This window comes from Paenibacillus thermotolerans (genome assembly GCF_028745515.1).
Classification (GTDB): domain Bacteria; phylum Bacillota; class Bacilli; order Paenibacillales; family YIM-B00363; genus Paenibacillus_AE; species Paenibacillus_AE thermotolerans.
This window is the reverse complement of sequence record NZ_JAQZSG010000011.1, coordinates 1-18,690: the sequence shown is the minus strand read 5'-3', so window position 1 is coordinate 18,690 and position 18,690 is coordinate 1. Positions and strand designations below refer to the sequence as shown.

General features: G+C 53.8%; 18 protein-coding genes and 1 other annotated feature. Of the genes, 4 read left to right on the top strand and 14 right to left on the bottom strand.

Annotated features, from left to right (window positions below):
- Window positions 1-21: 21 nt before the first annotated feature.
- Together PT964_RS11020 and PT964_RS11015 are read left to right on the top strand one after the other, a co-directional pair.
- On the top strand, window positions 22-219 hold the full coding sequence (locus PT964_RS11020; RefSeq protein WP_274363401.1) for a hypothetical protein: 198 nt from the start codon (window positions 22-24) through the stop codon (window positions 217-219).
- 34 nt (window positions 220-253) lie between these two features.
- Entirely contained in the window at window positions 254-2,233 is a 1,980-nt protein-coding gene (locus PT964_RS11015) for a glycoside hydrolase family 15 protein (RefSeq protein ID WP_274363400.1), read from the top strand.
- Between the two features lie 372 nt (window positions 2,234-2,605).
- On the opposite strand, the gene gcvH is transcribed toward PT964_RS11015, so the two are convergent.
- The 14 genes from gcvH to PT964_RS10945 form a co-directional block, all read right to left on the bottom strand.
- Window positions 2,606-2,986 (bottom strand): glycine cleavage system protein GcvH, encoded by a 381-nt coding sequence (gene gcvH, locus PT964_RS11010; protein WP_274363399.1) that lies wholly within the window; start codon window positions 2,984-2,986, stop codon window positions 2,606-2,608.
- A gap of 40 nt (window positions 2,987-3,026) precedes the next feature.
- Window positions 3,027-3,488, bottom strand: coding sequence for a redoxin domain-containing protein (locus tag PT964_RS11005; RefSeq protein ID WP_274363398.1), 462 nt, complete (start codon window positions 3,486-3,488; stop codon window positions 3,027-3,029).
- A gap of 129 nt (window positions 3,489-3,617) precedes the next feature.
- Window positions 3,618-4,166, bottom strand: coding sequence for a peroxiredoxin (locus PT964_RS11000; protein ID WP_274363397.1), 549 nt, complete (start codon window positions 4,164-4,166; stop codon window positions 3,618-3,620).
- Between the two features lie 119 nt (window positions 4,167-4,285).
- Complete coding sequence (locus PT964_RS10995) at window positions 4,286-4,783, bottom strand: GNAT family N-acetyltransferase (protein WP_274363396.1); 498 nt, start codon at window positions 4,781-4,783, stop codon at window positions 4,286-4,288.
- Between the two features lie 6 nt (window positions 4,784-4,789).
- Window positions 4,790-5,869: a 3-isopropylmalate dehydrogenase gene (gene leuB, locus PT964_RS10990; RefSeq protein WP_274363395.1), complete on the bottom strand. Its 1,080-nt coding sequence runs from the start codon at window positions 5,867-5,869 to the stop codon at window positions 4,790-4,792.
- Window positions 5,870-5,986: 117 nt separating this feature from the next.
- Window positions 5,987-7,648 (bottom strand): 2-isopropylmalate synthase, encoded by a 1,662-nt coding sequence (locus PT964_RS10985; protein WP_274363394.1) that lies wholly within the window; start codon window positions 7,646-7,648, stop codon window positions 5,987-5,989.
- 58 nt (window positions 7,649-7,706) lie between these two features.
- Window positions 7,707-7,969: a binding site (T-box leader), on the bottom strand.
- Window positions 7,970-8,022: 53 nt separating this feature from the next.
- Window positions 8,023-9,015, bottom strand: a complete 993-nt coding sequence (gene ilvC / locus PT964_RS10980; protein WP_274363393.1) for a ketol-acid reductoisomerase — start codon at window positions 9,013-9,015, stop codon at window positions 8,023-8,025.
- An 81-nt stretch (window positions 9,016-9,096) separates the two neighbouring features.
- Complete coding sequence (gene ilvN / locus PT964_RS10975) at window positions 9,097-9,582, bottom strand: acetolactate synthase small subunit (protein ID WP_274363392.1); 486 nt, start codon at window positions 9,580-9,582, stop codon at window positions 9,097-9,099.
- Complete coding sequence (ilvB, locus tag PT964_RS10970) at window positions 9,579-11,327, bottom strand: biosynthetic-type acetolactate synthase large subunit (RefSeq protein WP_425262701.1); 1,749 nt, start codon at window positions 11,325-11,327, stop codon at window positions 9,579-9,581. Before ilvB ends, ilvN begins: the two co-directional genes overlap by 4 nt.
- Window positions 11,328-12,289: 962 nt before the next feature.
- Complete coding sequence (rplT, locus tag PT964_RS10965) at window positions 12,290-12,649, bottom strand: 50S ribosomal protein L20 (protein WP_274363391.1); 360 nt, start codon at window positions 12,647-12,649, stop codon at window positions 12,290-12,292.
- Window positions 12,650-12,699: 50 nt separating this feature from the next.
- The gene (gene rpmI / locus PT964_RS10960) at window positions 12,700-12,900 is read right to left on the bottom strand and encodes a 50S ribosomal protein L35 (protein WP_274363390.1); all 201 of its coding nucleotides are present in this window, start codon (window positions 12,898-12,900) and stop codon (window positions 12,700-12,702) included.
- Window positions 12,901-12,984: 84 nt separating this feature from the next.
- Window positions 12,985-13,494, bottom strand: coding sequence for a translation initiation factor IF-3 (gene infC / locus PT964_RS10955; RefSeq protein WP_274363546.1), 510 nt, complete (start codon window positions 13,492-13,494; stop codon window positions 12,985-12,987).
- Between the two features lie 256 nt (window positions 13,495-13,750).
- On the bottom strand, window positions 13,751-14,983 hold the full coding sequence (locus PT964_RS10950; protein WP_274363389.1) for a glycosyltransferase family 2 protein: 1,233 nt from the start codon (window positions 14,981-14,983) through the stop codon (window positions 13,751-13,753).
- A 134-nt stretch (window positions 14,984-15,117) separates the two neighbouring features.
- Window positions 15,118-16,278 (bottom strand): glycosyltransferase family 4 protein, encoded by a 1,161-nt coding sequence (locus PT964_RS10945; protein ID WP_274363388.1) that lies wholly within the window; start codon window positions 16,276-16,278, stop codon window positions 15,118-15,120.
- Between the two features lie 220 nt (window positions 16,279-16,498).
- Here PT964_RS10945 and PT964_RS10940 point away from each other — a divergent pair, with 220 nt between their 5' ends.
- Both PT964_RS10940 and PT964_RS10935 read left to right on the top strand, forming a co-directional pair.
- Entirely contained in the window at window positions 16,499-17,026 is a 528-nt protein-coding gene (locus PT964_RS10940) for a phosphatase PAP2 family protein (RefSeq protein WP_274363387.1), read from the top strand.
- Between the two features lie 62 nt (window positions 17,027-17,088).
- Window positions 17,089-18,207, top strand: coding sequence for an MGDG synthase family glycosyltransferase (locus PT964_RS10935; protein WP_274363386.1), 1,119 nt, complete (start codon window positions 17,089-17,091; stop codon window positions 18,205-18,207).
- Window positions 18,208-18,690: the final 483 nt, after the last annotated feature.

The window sequence follows — 18,690 nt, the reverse complement described above, 5'->3', positions numbered from 1 at the left end:
TTGATTAGGGAGTGATGATCCATGCAATCCGTCTCGCTCGACCACAAACAGATTGCTTACGTAACCTTCGATCCGAGCGACGATGTATTAATCATTCATTACCACAAAGGAGAATATAAATCCGTCTCCCCCGTGCTGTTCGAAGAATTCGAGTCGCTCGCGTCGGCCGACAACAAGGTGGATGTCCTCTGCAGCATCATGATGCGCAAAGGCGTATAAGTCATAAAAATAGAGACAGCAAGGACGTGGTGGAGTGCCAAGGCACCTGGTGACGGGCAACGGAAAAATGCTGATCAACCTGGACCGGAACTCGTATATTCGAGACTTGTATTATCCATATGTCGGACAGCTCAATCATGTGAGCGGCTACTGCTGCCGTGTCGGCATCTGGGCGGAGGGAAGCTTCGCGTGGCTCGGCGACGGCGAATGGGAGCGTTCGCTCGCCTACGAAGACGATTCTCTCGTAACCCGCGTGAAAGCTTACAACCCGCGGCTCGGTATAACGCTTCATATGAACGACGGCGTTCACCAGCGGGAAAATATATTTATCCGGCGCTTTACCGTCCGGAACGAGTACGAATATGAGCGGGAGATCCGCTTGTTCTTCCATCAAGACCTGGTGATCGACGAAACGGAGGTCGGCGACACGGCCGCCTACTACCCGGCGAATCACACGGTATTCCATTACAAGCGGGACCATTATTTTATGTTTAACGGCTCCTCCGGTCAAGAAGGTATTTATCAATATACTACAGGGGTCAAAAGGTTTCATCAAGCCGAAGGGACATGGAAAGATGCGGAAGACGGCCATTTGATGGGCAATCCGATCGCCCAAGGCTCGGTGGACAGCACCGTTTCGTTCCGATTGTACGTACCTCCGGGAGAAGCGCAAACGATGTATTATTGGATGACGGCCGGCGAAAATTTGGAGGAAGTCAAGCGGCTCGACCGGTACGTGAAGGAGAGCGGCCCGGGCAAATTGCTGGAGCGGGCCAAAATTTATTGGCAGCGCTGGGTGACGAAGGCCGAACAAGATTTTGCGGATTTGGGGACCGACATTGTAGGCATGTACCGGAAAAGCCTGCTCATCGTCCGGACGCAAATCGACGAGAGAGGCGCCGTCATCGCCGCCAACGATACGGACATTCTTCAATTCAACCGGGACCACTACAGCTATATGTGGCCGAGGGACGGCGCCCTTGTCGCGTACGCGATGTCGATGGCGGGTTATCAGGGGATGATCGCGCCGTTTTTTTATTTTTGCGCCAGAGCGATAACGGAGGACGGCTACCTGCAGCACAAATATAACCCGGACGGCACGGTCGGCTCCTCCTGGCACCCGTACTTGAATCATGGCCGCCAGCAGCTGCCGATCCAGGAGGACGAAACCGCGCTCGTCTTGTTTGCGTTATGGCACGATTACGTCCGGCACGGCGACATCGAGCTGCCCCAGTCGCTTTACCCTGGCTTGATCCGCAGGGCCGCTCGGTTTTTAAACACGTATATGGACCCGGAGCTTCACCTTCCGAAGCCGAGCTACGATCTGTGGGAGGAGCGGTATGGGATTTACACGTTCACCGCTTCGGCCGTATACGGCGGATTGACGGCGGCCGCCGGCTTCGCCCGCTTGTTCGGCGACGACGAGCGGTGCGAGCGATACGAGCAGGCGGCTCGGCGGCTGAAGGGCGGCATTATGGAGCATCTATGGGATGAGGACAGCGGACGGTTCGCCCGCGGTTTGTACATGAAGGACGGAAAGTGGCATAAGGACATGACGCTGGAGAGCAGCGTGTACGGCATATTTGAATTCGGCGTGCTGCCTGCGTCGGACGATCGGGTCCGGAGAACGATGCAGGCGGTCAAAGAGGGATTGTCGGTCAAAACGCCGGTCGGCGGCATTGCGCGGTACTACCAGGATTACTATTTTCAACGTTCGTCGGACTTGGAGGTCGTGCCCGGAAACCCGTGGATCATTTGCACGCTTTGGGTGGCGGAATACGAGATTGAAGCCGCCGCATCGCCGGAAGATTTGGCATCGCCGCGGCGCACGCTGGAATGGGTCGTCGGCAAGGCGATGGAGAGCGGCGTACTGTCGGAGCAGCTCGACCCTTACGACGGGAGCCCGGTGTCGGTCGCTCCGCTTACGTGGTCGCACGCGACGTTCGTGCTGGCGGTCCGAAAGTACGTCGACAAATATAGGAAGCTTGGGGGCGGGGTGCAAGGGAACGGTTGAGTCAGGTGGAACCGTGGAGGAACGAGGCAATAGCGAGGTATAACCTCACTATTTCGCAAAAACCGGCACGGCTGTGTGAAATAGTGAGGTGAAACCGCCTTATTTTCGGAAATCTATGCTCATTACTCTCGCCGGCTCCTTTTAACCACTATCCCCTTCACTCAGAAGCACATTTCTTTTCCGCGGCAAAACGGCTCAAAAATGGGCATACCCTTCAATAATGAACTCTAAGCCGGTACGAAACGGCTGAGCGACGGGGATAACGGTCATAAGGCTGAGCGACGGGGATAGCGGTTATAAGGAGTTCGGAAACCATACCCGCACAAAAAACAAAAATACCGGACGAGGGTCCATCCCTCGTCCGGCCGAAGCTTACTCGCCGTATGTTTCCTTATATTTATCGGCGGACCAAAGCTTGTTCAGCTCCTCCGCATCGTCCATCTCCACCACGATCATCCAGCCGTCGCCGTACGGCGATGCGTTAATCTTCTCCGGAGCCCCGGTCAAGTCCTCATTCACCTTAACCACCTTGCCGGAAACCGGCGCATACAGCTCGGATACGGTTTTGACCGATTCTACGCTTCCGAACGGATCCCCGAGCGAAATCGCATCTCCCACCTTCGGAAGCTCGACAAAGACGATGTCGCCAAGCTCGTTTTGCGCAAATTCCGTGATGCCGACCGTCGCTTGATTTCCTTCAACCTTTACCCATTCGTGCTCTTCGCTATAACGCAGCTCTGCCGGTACGTTCATAATTTCTGCCTGCCTCCTCCTATGTATAAAAAGCCTAAGGCTACGCCTTTGTTCCTTCATTCGTGCCCAAAATTTTATGAATGCGCTGCTCCACCATCGAAAGCCCTTTCTCTCCCGCCTGAAAATGCCGCAGCTGCAAGTTCCCGTCAAATAAATAATACGCCGGAACAAATTCGTTCTGGAACGCGTCGGTCACCGCATGCTCATTATCGACGATTACCGGGTGCTCCAAATGGTACTGCTCGATCGTCTCTTTCACGGCGGCAATGTCCGTATCCGCTTCGGAGCGCGGCATATGGACGCCGATCATCCTGAGTCCGTATTGCTGTTCGTATTTTTTGCGCCATTCGTTCATCAGCGGCAAGCTCTCCTTGCACATGTAGCAGCTGACCGCCCAAAAATGCACGAGCACCGGTTTGCCTTCAAGCTCCGACTTCGCGACCTCGCCGTTCACCCACTCGGTTACGCCTTGAAATTCGGGCAGCTCTGTTCTTAGCCGCATCGGCATAGCAACACTCCCTTATTCAGGAAATCCAACAAACCATATTATACCTTAAATGAACGAAAAAAACCCTCCCGAATGCGGCGATTGACGCCGATCGGAAGGGATTTTTATGCTGCGGTCGCCGAATTACTTCGCAACCAGATTTTTTTGGCCCGGCTTCCAGTTAGCTGCGCAAAGACCGCCGGATTGGAGAGCTTGAAGCACGCGGAGCGTCTCTTCAACGCTGCGGCCGATGTCGTTATGCGTAACGACTTGATACTTCAATTCGCCTTCCGGATCGATGATGAACAAGCCGCGGAACGCCACGCCTGCTTCTTCGTCCAACACGCCGTAGTCGCGAGCGACGGATTTCGTGTAGTCGGAAGCGATCGGGTAGTTCAGCTGGCCGAGACCGTTCTGGTCGCGCGGCGTGTTAAGCCATGCGCGGTGCGAATGCACGCTGTCGGTGCTGCAAGCGAGAATTTCCGTATCAAGATCTTTGAATTGCTCGTATGCGTCGCTAAGCGCGATAATTTCGGTCGGGCAAACGAAAGTGAAGTCAAGCGGGTAGAAGAAAAACACAAGCCACTTGCCTTTGTAATCGGACAAAGAAACTTTACCGAAATCTTTGCCGTTGCCTAAAGCAGTCTCCATGGTAAATTCCGGAGCTTTTTTGCCTACTAAACGTTCTGCCATTACAACTACCTCCTACATAAATTTCTATTGCTTGGTACTGTACTGCCCACGGTTTTCATCTTATCATCGGCGGAAAATGAAGTCAATATGTAGTCAGTATAATTTAATAATTATTCTAATTAATAATATTCCGACTCCAACATCGACATCACAATGAGCGATTCATAGCCGTTCGGCGTTTTTACGCATTCGCGCAAAACGCCCTCCACCGTAAAGCCTTCCGTACGATAAACATGCTGCGCCCGCGCGTTATGTTCGCGAACGTCGAGCCAAAGGCGGTGCGCTCCTTGCACTCGAAAAGCCCACTGCTTCAGCATGCGCAATACTTCGCGGCCGTATCCGCGGTTTTTCTCTGTGATGACCAAACGCGTAAGTTCAATGGAGCCGTTCGGATCGCCGAGTCCGCCCAGTATGACATAACCCGCTCTCGCTCCGTCAAGGGTCTCGACGATGAGATGGGCATGCTCCTTGCTGTACTGCACGGCTCGATGCCGCACCGTCGGCCACTGCGATACGAAATGACGGTTGTCCTCATGATTTTCGGCTTCCACGACGAACGGGAGATCGTCGTCTCCCGTTCGCCGCAGCCGTAAGCTGTCTGATGTTATATAATCCATGCGTTTTTATTTTCTCAAAGCCGCAACGATCAAATCGCCCATTGCGGTCGTACCGATCGCGGTTTCTTTGTCCGTTGCAATATCGCCTGTACGGTGACCGGCGTCCAATACTTCCTTAACGGCGCGCTCGATTGCGGCAGCCGCCTCTTCCCACCCGAACGTAAGGCGGAACATAAGCGCGACGGATAAAATCGTTGCGATCGGGTTGGCGATGCCCTTCCCCGCGATGTCCGGCGCGGATCCGTGAACCGGTTCATACAGGCCGAAGCTGCCTTCGCCGAGCGAAGCGGAGGAAAGCATGCCGATCGAACCGGTCAGCATCGCCGCTTCGTCGGAAAGAATGTCGCCGAACATGTTTTCCGTAACGATAACGTCGAAGCTGGTCGGACGGCGAAGCAGCTGCATCGCGCAGTTATCGACCAATACGTGCTCCAGCTCGACCTCCGGATAGTCGGCTGCGACTCGAATTACGACTTCGCGCCACAGACGGGACGACTCCAGCACGTTCGCTTTATCGACGGAAGCCAGACGCTTGCCGCGCTTCATGGCGATCTCGAATGCTTGGCGAACGATTCGCTCCACTTCCATTTCGCTGTATACGCAAGTATCCACGGCTTCTTGACCGTTCGGACCTTCGCGGCGGAACTTTTCCCCGAAGTAGATGCCGCCCGTAAGCTCGCGAACGACGATCAGGTCCGTGCCCTGCAGCACCTCGCGCTTAATCGTCGACGCATCGATCAGGCAGTCGAATACGACTGCGGGACGGATGTTGGAAAACAGGCCGAGCGCTTTGCGGATGCCGAGCAGCCCGGTTTCCGGACGAAGCTCCTTCGGATTGCTGTCCCATTTCGGGCCGCCGACGGCTCCGAGCAATACCGCATCCGCATTCTTGCACATTGCAAGCGTATCGTCCGGCAGCGGCGTGCCGCGCTCGTCGATGGCGATCCCGCCGAACAAGCCGTGCTCGAGCTCAAACTTGAAGCCGAACAGCTCCTCCGTTTTCCGAATGACTTTAATGGCTTCCCCTACGACCTCCGGCCCGATGCCGTCGCCGGCGATAACCGCGATTTTTTTCGTAATTGCCACGATGGATTCCCTCCTGCAAATAATCAAAGTTTTTCGTTACTCTCGTTGTACCATAAAAGCGAACCGAAAGATAAGATATAGAATCTATGATGTTTATAGGTTGAGGCTATAAGAAAATTACTGACGTATCATGTTGTTGACGGCGCTGAAGAGCGCTTTGACGGAGGAGGTCATAATGTCCGCATCCACTCCGGAGCCCCAGTGCTCTTTGCCGCTCGCGTCGGTAATCCCGATATAGGAGATCGCTTGCGAACCGGAGCCGATTTCCAAAGCATGCTCCTTATAGATCAAATTCGTGAACGAAATGCCCAGATTCGTCTGCAGTGCGTTGCTGATGGCATCAAGCCTTCCGTTGCCGTTGCCCGCAAGCTCTTTAACCTCGCCGTCGATTCGTACCGTCACGATCGTGCTGTAGTCGTCGCTCTTTTCGAAATGGTATCGAAGGAAAGAAACCGGTTCATTCACGTTGATGAACGATTCCTTGAATATTCCGAAAATGTCTTCCGGCAGCAGCTCCTTCTGCTGCTTGTCGGACACATCCTTCACCCGATATCCGAACGATTCGCGCATGCGGACCGGCAGGTCGAGCCCGTATTTCTGCTGAAGGACGAACGCGACGCCTCCTTTACCGGATTGGCTGTTGATGCGAATGATGTCTCCTTCGTACTCCCGTCCGATATCCAGCGGATCGATCGGCAGGTAAGGAACGCTCCAGTAAGGAGGATTTTGCTCCTCGCGCCACTTCATGCCCTTCGCGATCGCATCCTGATGGGAGCCGGAGAACGCCGTAAATACGAGTTCACCCCCGTAAGGATGACGCTCGCCGACGCGCATTCTTGTCAATCGCTCGTATACTTTCAAAATTTCGGGCAAATTGTGGAAGTTCAGCTTCGGATCGACGCCGTGCGAGTACATATTGAGGGCAAGTGTGACGATATCCACATTCCCGGTGCGCTCGCCGTTGCCGAACAACGTGCCCTCCACCCGTTGTCCGCCTGCAAGCATGCCGAGCTCCGCGTCCGAAACGCCCGTACCTCGGTCGTTATGCGGATGAAGCGACAAAATGACGTTGTCCCGGTAGCGCAAGTTCTCGCTCATATATTCGATCTGGCTGGCATAGACGTGCGGCATGGACATCTGAACCGTGGACGGAAGGTTGATAATTACCTTGTTGTCCGGCGTCGGACGCCACACGTCCAGCACATGGTTGCAAATTTCAAGCGCGAAATCGACTTCGGTTCCCGTAAAGCTTTCCGGCGAATACTGGAATTGGAAATTCCCTTCGGTTTCTGCCGCGCAATCCAGGAACAGCTTGGCGCCTTCCACGGCGATATCGATAATCTCCAGCTTCGATTTGCGGAATACTTGTTCGCGCTGGGCCAAGGAGGTGGAATTATAAAGGTGAACGACCGCCCGCTTGGCGCCTTTGAGCGATTCGAACGTTTTCCGAATAATATGCTCCCTCGATTGGGTCAACACTTGAATGGTGACGTCGTCCGGAATCAAATTTTGTTCGATCAGCGTCCGCAGGAACGTAAATTCCGTTTCGGAAGCGGCCGGGAACCCGACCTCGATTTCCTTAAACCCGATGTCGACGAGCATTTGGAAGTATTCCAGCTTCTCTTCCAGGTTCATCGGCACGATGAGGGCCTGATTGCCGTCCCGCAGGTCGACGCTGCACCAAATCGGGGCTTCGGTAATGTACTCTTTTTGCGCCCACTTCAAGCTCTGTTTGGGAGGCATAAAGTATCCTCTGGAATATTTCTCAACGTTTTTCATACGATTTCCCTTCCTTTCGTTTCGGATCGTCATAAAAAAAGTCTTCCGCCTCCTATAACAAGGAGACGAAAGACTTATCATCTTACGCGGTACCACTCCGACTTCATATCCGCATAGGGATATGCGCTCAGCGAATCCAGGACGAATGTGATCCTGTATCCTCCTGTACATAACGGTCAGGTTCCGGCTCCGCCTACTCTAAAGCATAAGTTCAGCGGGCAACTCCGAGGCGAGTTCGGACATCTCCCGCGGCTGCTTCGCACCGTCCAGCAGCTCTCTGAGCGCAAGAAATATCTTACTGGTCCTCTTCGACGTTTTTCATTATTTTCATTTTACTTTATGGGATGAAGCGATTCAAGCGTTCGAGCTTGTTGTTACTTCTTGATCCAAGCCATCATTTCGCGAAGCTGACGGCCGACTTGCTCGATTTGGTGCTCCGCTTCGTTGCGGCGGGTTGCCGTCATGAACGCTTTGTTGGACTGGTTCTCAAGAATGAAGTCGCGTGCGAATCGGCCGGTTTGGATATCGGCAAGCACTTTCTTCATTTCTTTCTTCGTTTCGTCCGTTACGATGCGAGGTCCTGTGACATAGTCGCCGTACTCCGCCGTGTTGGAGATGGAGTCGCGCATCGTAGCAAGGCCGCCTTCATAGATCAAGTCGACGATGAGCTTCAGCTCGTGCAAGCACTCGAAGTATGCCATTTCAGGAGCGTAGCCTGCTTCAACCAACGTTTCGAAGCCTGCTTTCACCAAGTGGGATACGCCGCCGCAAAGTACCGCCTGCTCGCCGAACAAGTCCGTTTCGGTTTCTTCTTTGAAGGACGTCTCGATAACCCCTGCACGGGTACAACCGATGCCTTTCGCATAAGCGAGGCCGATTTCTTGCGCTTTGCCGGTAGCGTTCTGATGGATCGCAATGAGTCCCGGTACGCCGAAGCCTTCAACGTATACGCGGCGCACCAGGTGACCCGGCGATTTCGGAGCTACGAGCAGCACGTCGATATCGCTCTTCGGCACGATTTGGCCGTAATGGATATTGAAGCCGTGGGAGAACATGAGGGCTGCGCCGCTCTTAATGTTCGCCGCGATTTCATCGTTATATACTTTCGCTTGCGTTTCGTCCGGCATCAGGATCATAACGACGTCGGCTTGACGAGTCGCTTCCGCAACCTCGAATACTTTGAAGCCGTCGTTTTCGGCCTTTTGCCACGATTTGCCTTGGCGAAGACCGATAATTACGTTCACGCCGCTTTCGCGGAGGTTTTGCGCTTGCGCATGGCCTTGGCTGCCGTATCCGATTACCGCGATCGTTTTGCCTTTGAATACACTAAGTTCTGCGTCATTGTCGTAATACATTGTTACTGCCATTTGTATGATTCCTCCTAAAATTATATAGCTATTTGAAATGCCCCGGTTGGAGCGAAATCACGTAGGTGGTTGCGTCTTGCATTACATGCTGCGGGCCATCGCGGTTACCCCGGTGCGGCTTAGCTGCAGTATGCCGTACGGCTTCATCAATTCGACGATCGCGTCAATCTTCGCCGTATCGCCGATCGCTTGCACGATCAAGGTGTTCGGCGAAATATCGACGACGCTCGCGCGGAACGTATCGACGACGCCGAGAATTTCCGGACGTGCGCTCGGCTCCGCATTGACCTTAATGAGCGCGAGCTCGCGGGAAACCATCGGTCCCGCGCTCAGCTCGATGACTTTGATCACGTCGATCAGCTTATACAGCTGCTTCTGGATTTGCTCGACGGTCGCATGGTCGCCCGTCGTAACGATAATCATGCGGGACAGTCCGGGCTCCTCCGAAGTTCCTACCGTAATGCTCTCGATATTGAAGCCGCGGCGGCCGAACAATCCGGATACCCGCTGAAGGACGCCGGGCTGATTGTTGACAAGAACGGAAATCGTATGCCGTGTCGTATTCATTCCTCATCCTCCAATATCATTTCGTGAAGAGGCGTTCCCGCCTGCACCATCGGATACACGTTCTCATCGCGGCGAACCGTGAATTCGACAAGCACCGGTCCGGGATGCGCCAACGCCTCGGCCCAAGCGGCCCGGGACTCTTCTTTGTTGGTCGCCCGAAGCCCTTTCACGCCGTACGCCTCGGCCAGCTTCACGAAATCGGGGCTTCCCGCAAGATCGATGTGGCTGAACCGCTCTCCGTGAATAAGCTCCTGCCACTGGCGGACCATGCCGAGCACCGTGTTGTTGATGACGACGATTTTGACCGGAATGTTGTTGATTGCGCAGATCGCAAGCTCTTGGGAGCACATTTGCATGCCGCCGTCGCCGTTAATCGCTATGACGACCTCGCCGGGATTTGCCACCTGCGCGCCGATCGCCGCCGGGAAGCCGAAGCCCATCGTGCCAAGGCCGCCGGAGGAAATAAATCTGCGCGGCTTGTTGAATTTATAGTATTGAGCGGCCCACATCTGATGCTGCCCGACGTCGGTCGTAACGAACGCGTCGCCATTGGTCGTCTCGTGAAGCATCTCAATGACCCATTGCGGCTTCAGCTCCGTATCCGAATCTTTATACCGCAGCGGCTGCTCCTTCTTCCATTGCTGGATTTGCGTAATCCAATCCTTCGACTTGGCCGGACGCGCCTTCTCGTTGGCAACCTCCAGCACCATCTTCACATCGCCGACGCACGGAATGGCTGTCGGGACGTTCTTCCCGATTTCCGCCGGATCGACGTCGATGTGCGCGACCTTCGCGTGCGGCGCGAATTCGGACAGCTTCATCGTCACGCGGTCGTCAAACCGCGCGCCGATGCTGATCAGCAAGTCGCAGCTTTGCAGCGCCGTATTCGCCGTCCATGTGCCGTGCATGCCCGGCATTCCCATCCACAGCTCGTGACCGCTCGGGAATCCGCCTAAACCGAGCAAGGTGGTCGTAACCGGAATTTGCGTCTTATTGACGAATTCGATCAGCTCTTCTTGCGCTCCCGCGTAAACGACGCCGCCGCCCGCCAGGATGACCGGCCGCTCCGCCTCTTCGATCGCTTGCAGCAGCTTGTTGACTTGGCCTTTATTCGGCATGACCGTCGGATTGTAGCCGCGGATGCTCACTTCCTCCGGAAAATGGAACTCCGTCAAATGCGCGGATACGTCCTTCGGAATGTCGATCAATACCGGACCTTTGCGCCCAGTGGACGCAATGTGGAACGCTTCGCGAATCGTGCGGGCGAGATCTTTCACGTCGCGCACGAGATAGCTATGCTTCGTAATCGGCATCGTAATGCCGGTAATGTCCGCTTCTTGGAATGCGTCGGTTCCGATTAAGTTCGTAGCGACGTTGCCTGTGATGACCACTAGCGGCACGGAATCCATATACGCCGTGGCGATCCCCGTTACCAGGTTCGTCGCGCCCGGACCTGACGTTGCGATACAAACGCCTACCTTTCCGGTAGAACGCGCGTATCCGTCCGCCGCATGGATTGCCCCTTGTTCATGACGCGTCAGCAAATGCTTGAAATCGGGATTTCCGTGCATTGCGTCATAAATATAAAGGACAGCACCTCCAGGGTAACCGAAGACGCACTCCACACCCTCCAGCAGCAAGGAACGAAGCAAAATTTCCGACCCGGAAATCAGATCGGGTTTCAACAAACGACTGCGCAGCTCTTCACTGTCCAATTTCGCGCTACTAAGTTGTTGTACGCTCACAAGTGACCCCTCCATTCGATATAATTAAAAAACCCCTCTCATCCCTCCCCACCGATCATTACGGTGAGAAATGGGACGAAAGGGGTTATCTTTCGCGGTACCACCCAAAGTTCGCGGCCATCTTACGATGGCAGCCTCCGTCAGTTGCGCCGCGCGGCTCTTCATCGAGCGTGCGCTTGCGAGCGTAACTGCAGCACGGTAACGTGTGCCAATCCGATTCTCCCTAATAGGCAAAGCATGTGGCGGCGGGCTGACTCTGCGTATGACATCATCTGACGTCACCGAAGTTCAGCTTTACAGCCTTAAAGCGCTGCATTGCGTTTCAGGAGAACAGCTCCGAGGTGAGCTCGCGTATACGGGGTTATGGCGCCGGTTTCAGCCGTTCCTAACGCTCTCTGTTCATAAGAGCCCTTATCGCTTCGTCCTCTTCATTGCAGATTCCGATGTAACTGACTAACAGTGTGTTCATTTTGCTTAGAGATTATTATATGTTCGAGCAAAGGATGAGTCAAGGTCAATTTTTCAGATAATTTATGGCAGCGCTTACCGGTTTCCTGCCGATCCCGTGCATGTTTGCTGTGCGCCGAGCGGATTAACGGAACACAGTGTCCGCTAATTCGCCGCAAATGGCGGAATCTCGCGACATAACGGAACAAGCTGACCGCTAATTTGCCGAAAAGTCCAAAAAATCATAAGAAAGGCCGTGTTAGCGGACAACGTCTTCCGTTACATTGCCGAATTATGTAAACTAGCCCATTTTAGCGGACATTCGCTTCCGTTAGCTATGGGAACAGCCGAGCGAAGAGGTTGGGGGGTCCCAGCGGCGAACAGCCGACGTGGCCGGTTCCAGCGGCGGCCGGCGGTTGCTGCTATGCTTGCCGCCGAAGCAGCGCATTGCCCGCCCGGGGCCGATCAAAAAAAGGACCGCCCCGCAGGGCAGTCCTTTGTCGCGCAAACCAAAGTTACGCGTTGATTTTCTCTTTCGCTTTGCTGGCGAGCGTGTTGAATGCGTTGATGTCGTTCACCGCAAGGTCCGCAAGCATCTTGCGGTTTACGTTCACGCCGGCAAGCTTCAAGCCGTGCATCATGCGGCTGTAGGACAAGCCGTTCATGCGTGCCGCAGCGTTGATCCGCACGATCCAAAGCTTACGGAAGTTGCGCTTTGTTTGACGGCGGTCGCGGTATGCGTAAAGCAAGGATTTCATCACTTGCTCGTGTGCTTTCTTAAACAGGCGATGCTTCGCGCCGAAGTAACCTTTCGCGAGCTTCAAAAACTTTTTATGACGACGGCGAGTGACGAACCCGCCCTTAACTCTTGCCATAGGTAAACCCTCCTAAATATTCTGGTCAGTCGAAATGTAAGCTATAAATGTTATTTAAGGTTAGCCAATTGCTGCTTCATGCGGGCTACGTCGCCGGAGTGCAGAAGCGGCTGCGTGGACAAACCGCGCTTTTGGCGGGCGGATTTACCCGAAAGCAAATGGTTTTTGTATGCTTTGTAACGCTTTACTTTGCCTGTGCCCGTAACCTTGAAACGGTCCTTCAGGGAACTGTGCGTTTTCATTTTTGGCATGTCTGTTGCTCCTCCTAATTGTTTCGTAAAATCTCTTGAAGCACACAATGTATATGCTCACACGAAAATGTTGCCCCGGTAAAATCACTTCGGCGCCAAAATCATGATCATGCTTCGGCCTTCGAGCTTCGGTCTGCGCTCTTGAATGGAGAATTCCTCCACTTCCTGCGCCACGCGCTCCAGCACCTTCTGTCCGACGTTCGCATGGGTAATTTCACGGCCGCGGAAACGGATCGTGCATTTCACCTTGTCCTCGTCCTTCAGAAACTTGATGACGTTCTTCAATTTCGTCTGGAAATCGTGTTCGTCGATCGTAGCGCTGAATCGAACTTCCTTAATGTCGACAACCTTCTGGTTTTTGCGGTTTTCCTTCTCCTTCTTCTGCTGCTCATAACGGAATTTTCCGTAGTCCATGATGCGGCAGACCGGCGGCTTCGCCGTCGGAGCGATGTTCACAAGATCCAGATTCAAGTCCATTGCGCTTTGCAGCGCATCCCGGAATTGCATAATTCCAAGCTGCTCTCCGTCCGGACCGACAACGCGGACTTCCCGCGCACGAATTTCTTCGTTAATTTGATGCTGTTCCCTGCTAATTGCTTGCCACCCCCAAATAAAGTAACGTACCCTACTATTAGATCATAAAAAAAGCGAGCACCGCAATGAGTGCCCGCGTTCTTCCGAATTAGCGTACTTTACACATAATCGGGTCGCATTCTAATCAACGGCGGTTACCGGCCGATTCACAATCGGGCAGGTGAGAAGCGGGCGCTTCTGCTTTGTGCCAAACAAGTCGGTAAATCCAACTCAAGTCAAAAATATATCACATAACCTGGCGAACGTCAACATCCGATTACAGCTTCTGCACATCGTCCAATCGGAGCACCCGCGTATGCTGCGTATGGCTCCATCGTTTATTGTTCTGCGTGAAAAAAGCATGCATCGTTATCGGATACCATGACAGCAAAAACAGCGGAAAGGCGATGAGCGCGGCGTACATTTTCCACGATGTAACTTTTTCCAGCGCAAGGGCCAGCGGAAACTGCATATAAATCGCGAGCATGCACAATATTCCGACTGTCGCCGGCACGAAATCGTAGATCGACAGAAATGCCGGCTCGCCCGGCCGAAGCTGATCCGCAAGCAGGATGAGCGAGAACACAAACGAGAATAATACATTGTAAACCGTTATAGAATATAGCGCCGTATCGATTTTCGTCAAGCTTCTTTCCTTAAGGCCGGCCCAAAGGAGCGGAAAGAAATAGCGGCGGGCGACGTCAAAGTGTCCCTGCATCCAGCGAAGCCTTTGGCGTACGGAGGCGTGAAACGTTATCGGCTTCTCGTCATACACCTTCGCGTCGTAATTGAACGTAGGATAGACGCCTTGCTTGACGCAGCGCATCGTGAACTCCAGATCCTCTACGAGCGATGTGGCGCCCCAGCCCATCTCCTTCAGCAGCTTCGATTCAAAGCACATGCCCGTGCCGCCGAGGAAATTCGCCATATTCAGACGGCGTCTCGGAATTTGCCACAGCCGGTTGCAAAACCAATAAGTAACGCCGTAAGAAGCGGTGATCCAGGAATCGGACGGATTTTTCGTGTCGAGATACGCCTGGATGACACGCGAGCCGTTCAACAGATCGTCATTCATTTCCCGCAAAAATTGCGGCTCCACCAAATTGTCCGCATCGAACATCGCAACCGCGTCATACTTTTTCGGCATATTCCACAGCTCGCGGAGCATCCATTCGATGGCGAACCCTTTGCCGCGAAGCGTCCGGTCGAACCTCTCCATCGCGTATACCCCGTGGCTTCTTGCGATATCCGCCGTCGCATCGGTGCAATTATCGCATATAACGAAAATATCGTACATATCTTTCGGGTAATCCATCGCCTTCAAGTTTTCGAGGAGGGCGCCGATCACCTTCTCCTCATTGTGCGCCGCTACGAGCACCGCGAACGTCTTTGCGGGCTCGCGCTTCGTCTTCTTCCGTTCCATTCTCCAGCCGAAGAAGGAGATCGTCATTTGATATAATCCGACAAGAAACAGACCGATTTGCACCATCAACACAATTCCATTCATCATGCTGCCCCCTTGCCTGAAAAAAAGGAGCCGCGCTGTAAAGCCCGACTCGCTCCTTCAAGGCTGTTGATGATGTTATTGTGCCGATTCCTCGGTTTTTTATGACAAAACGATTACAAAATGTTACGGAAGCATGACTAAACGACTCCCGCCGTTTGCTCCTTCTCCAATAATCCGCGATACGAGCTTAACAGACGTTCGAATACGCTGTCCCACGATTGAGTAAGCGCATAATGCCTGCCGCCCGCGCCAAGTCTTTTGAGCAGCCCAGGGCTGTCATACAGCGTAAGGAGGGCTTGCGCGAACGCCGCCGCATCGCCGGGCGGGCACAGCAGCCCGGTAGCGCCGTGACGCACGTTGTCCTTCACGCCGCCCGCAGCGGCGCCGATGACCGGCGTTCCGCACGCCATCGCTTCAAGCACGACGTTGCCGAACGTCTCCGTCACCGACGGGAATAGAAACACGTCGCTGCCGGCGTACAGCCTGCTTAAACGCTCGCCGTGCAAGTAACCGAGCAGACGCAGCGGCAATCCGCGGCGGGACTGCGCCTCCGCCAGCTCCTGCCGAAGCGGCCCGTCGCCTGCCATGACAAGCTCCATCCGGCTGCGGACCGGCTCGGGCACCGCTTCGAACGCTTGAAGCAGCACGTCGATGCTCTTTTCGGGTGCGAGCCGCCCGACGTAAAGCACGACGAATTTCCGAGGGTCGATGCCGAACTCCCGCAATGCGGCTTCGCGGCAAATATCATCGCGGAACAGCTCGGTTTGAATGCCGCGGCTCCAAACCTCCAGATTTTTGAGCCCGCGTTCTTTCAAATGCTCCAATGCGGAAGGCGAAGGCACATATACCTTGCGGCAATCGGCGTGAAACCATAGCATATATTTCCAGAATAACGGCACCATCCACTGCAGCTTGTAAAATTCCGCATATTGATCGAAGTGCGTGTGGTATGACGCCACGAGCGGAATACCGTGCTTGCGGGCGTAATGGCTGCCGTAAAGCCCTAAGTTGAAGGGTGTCGCCACATGAATGATGTCCGGCTTGAAATCGTGCAGCGTTTTGTTGATATGGATCGGGTTGGGGACTGCGAATTTACATTCCGGGTACAGAAAGAACGGCAGGCTGAAAAACCGTTCGACCGAGTTCGGTTCCCGGACTGCCGCCCGTTCTTCACCCGTCGGAGCGAACACCTTGCATTCGATTCCTTTCTTTCGCAAAAAGCCGGCCCATCGGCCCAGCGTCTTGGCGACGCCGTTTACGTCCGGCAAGTACGTATCTGTAAACAAAGCTACGCGCACGAAAGGTCCCTCCTTCAGAATCGATCGTCGCCCTAATCGTAAAATTCAATTGTTTGCACAGTAGCAAATGCAAGTAAATAAATCATAAAAAAATCTTAAGACCCGCTTTATCTTTAGTTAACAAATGTATTTTACAATGGATTTTGTAGATATGCTTTCTATTTTAGCTCAACATCGTATACAATTAGGACAGACAGGATGAGGAGGAACTCGAATAAGTATGAGCCGCGTATTCACTTGGTTAAAGGCAAAGGACCAACGCGTGTTCCTTTTGTTTAACCATAAAATCAATCATGCGGTGCTCGGGTTTTTCTTGGCCAGGCTAACGCATCTCGGCGGGGCGACCGCAACGATCGCCGCATCGCTGTGCATCTGGTGGTTTGCGCCGCTGCCGTGGTCCAAGATCGGCCTGCAGGCCGTCGTCGCGCTTGCGCTCAGCCATATTCCCGTAGCCGTCATGAAAAAATTGTATCCGAGACTGCGTCCCTATCTTGTCCTTCCCGAAACGATTACATGCGACAAGCCGTTGAAGGACCACTCATTTCCTTCCGGGCATACGACCGCGATTTTCTCCGTGGTTTCACCCTTCGTCGTAGCCGCCCCGGTGCTTGGCTTCGTATTGGTACCGCTCGCTATGATCGTCGGCATTTCCCGCATGTATTTAGGGCTGCATTACCCTTCCGACGTCGCCGCAGGCTGCGTGGTCGGCTGTTTGACCGCATTCGGAACGGTAGCTGTATTAGGATAATAATGGACTTATGGAGATAATATACTTGTACTAAGATAAGGTAGAGATGAGGTGACCTTCCATTGCGTCGAAAGAAACGAATACTGATTCTTTCCGAAGGCTTCGGCGCCGGGCATACGCAAGCCGCCCACGCGCTGGCCGTCAGCTTGCGAAAGATGTCGCCTACCGTGCAAACCCGTGTATTGGAGCTCGGTACTTTTTTGCATCCTACCATTTTTCCGCTGATTTTCAACGCTTATAAGAAAACGGTCACCTCGCAGCCGAAGCTGTACGGCATGGTTTACCGTTCTCAGTATAAGAAGAAATTCGGCAAGCTTTCGCAGCTGGCGCTGCATCGGATTTTTTACGCGCATACCGCGCAAATTATCCGGCAGTTGAAGCCCGATGCCGTCGTGTGCACCCATCCGTTCCCGAACACGGTCGTTTCCCGGCTGAAGCGTGCCGGGCTTGAGGTGCCGCTCTGCACGGTCATCACCGACTACGACGCCCATGGAACGTGGATTTCGTCCGAGACGAACCGGTACCTGGTATCGACGCCCGAGGTCAAGACGAAGCTGATGGAGCGCGGCATCCCCAGCGCCAAAATTCGCGTGACGGGCATTCCCGTTCATCCGAATTTTTGGAAGCAGCAAGACAAGCAGGAAATTCGCGCATCGCTCAGCTTGAAGGAAATGCCGACCGTGCTCGTGATGGGCGGCGGTTGGGGATTGATGAACCAAGAAGAGTTGATGCGGTATATGCTGCAGTGGCGCGATAAGATCCAATTCATATTCGTGCTGGGCAACAATGAGAAGACACTTTCGCGCTTGATGGAGGATTCGGCGTTTCAGCACGAGAACGTCCGCTTGATCGGCTTTACCCGCGAGGTGGATAAGCTGATGGAGGTATCGGACCTGCTGATTACGAAGCCGGGAGGAATGACTTGCACCGAAGCGCTGGCGAAGGGGCTGCCGATGTTGTTCCATAAGCCGATTCCCGGCCAGGAGGAAGAGAACGCGCAGTATTTCACCAGCAACGGGTTCGGCGAACAGCTGAAATCGCACGATACGATCGATTATTGGTTTAACCGTCTGGTGACGCAATACAGCGACGTCGTCGAGCGGCGCGAAATTTTGACGCATATGCTGCAGCGGTACAATCCGGAGGATTGCTCGAGAGCGATCCTGCAGATGGTAAATTGAACGTTTTTTTATGGTAGGCGCTCCTCTGCGGGGGGCGCTTATTTTTGTGTTATGCGGCGCTCCCGCCTCCTCTTAGGCGAAACTGCAGCACTTTTTCTACGCGCATCATTTTGTCCACCGCGCACTTTCGGCGAAACCTCGACACTATATCCCTCCGCGCATCTTTTTGGAGTAACATATTGCTCGTTTTGTGCCCCCCCCTCCGTAATACCACAGCATGGTCTCTCGCCGCCACCTTTTCGGAGTAACTTAATGCTCAATTTGTATCTCCCTCGCACCTACTTTCGTAAAACCACAACATGATCTCCCCCGCGCACCCTTTTCGGAGTAACTTAATGCTCAATTTGTGTTTCCCTCGCACCAACTTTCGTAAAAACCGCAGCAGGATCTCCCTCCGAGCATACATATGGAAAACGTGTGTTTATAAAGTGTCGCCCTTTTTCCATAAATTCACCGAAATCACCCCGGTATCTGACATTATGG

What these genes read in the sequence shown, in the direction of transcription:
- PT964_RS11020 (WP_274363401.1), top strand. Translation starts at nt 22, where the DNA reads ATGCAATCCGTCTCGCTCGACCACAAACAGATTGCTTACGTAACCTTC.
- gcvH (WP_274363399.1), bottom strand. Translation starts at nt 2,986, where the DNA reads ATGAACGTACCGGCAGAGCTGCGTTATAGCGAAGAGCACGAATGGGTA.
- PT964_RS11005 (WP_274363398.1), bottom strand. Translation starts at nt 3,488, where the DNA reads ATGCGGCTAAGAACAGAGCTGCCCGAATTTCAAGGCGTAACCGAGTGG.
- PT964_RS11000 (WP_274363397.1), bottom strand. Translation starts at nt 4,166, where the DNA reads ATGGCAGAACGTTTAGTAGGCAAAAAAGCTCCGGAATTTACCATGGAG.
- PT964_RS10995 (WP_274363396.1), bottom strand. Translation starts at nt 4,783, where the DNA reads ATGGATTATATAACATCAGACAGCTTACGGCTGCGGCGAACGGGAGAC.
- PT964_RS10985 (WP_274363394.1), bottom strand. Translation starts at nt 7,648, where the DNA reads ATGAAAAACGTTGAGAAATATTCCAGAGGATACTTTATGCCTCCCAAA.
- ilvC (WP_274363393.1), bottom strand. Translation starts at nt 9,015, where the DNA reads ATGGCAGTAACAATGTATTACGACAATGACGCAGAACTTAGTGTATTC.
- ilvN (WP_274363392.1), bottom strand. Translation starts at nt 9,582, where the DNA reads ATGAATACGACACGGCATACGATTTCCGTTCTTGTCAACAATCAGCCC.
- rplT (WP_274363391.1), bottom strand. Translation starts at nt 12,649, where the DNA reads ATGGCAAGAGTTAAGGGCGGGTTCGTCACTCGCCGTCGTCATAAAAAG.
- rpmI (WP_274363390.1), bottom strand. Translation starts at nt 12,900, where the DNA reads ATGCCAAAAATGAAAACGCACAGTTCCCTGAAGGACCGTTTCAAGGTT.
- PT964_RS10950 (WP_274363389.1), bottom strand. Translation starts at nt 14,983, where the DNA reads ATGATGAATGGAATTGTGTTGATGGTGCAAATCGGTCTGTTTCTTGTC.
- PT964_RS10940 (WP_274363387.1), top strand. Translation starts at nt 16,499, where the DNA reads ATGAGCCGCGTATTCACTTGGTTAAAGGCAAAGGACCAACGCGTGTTC.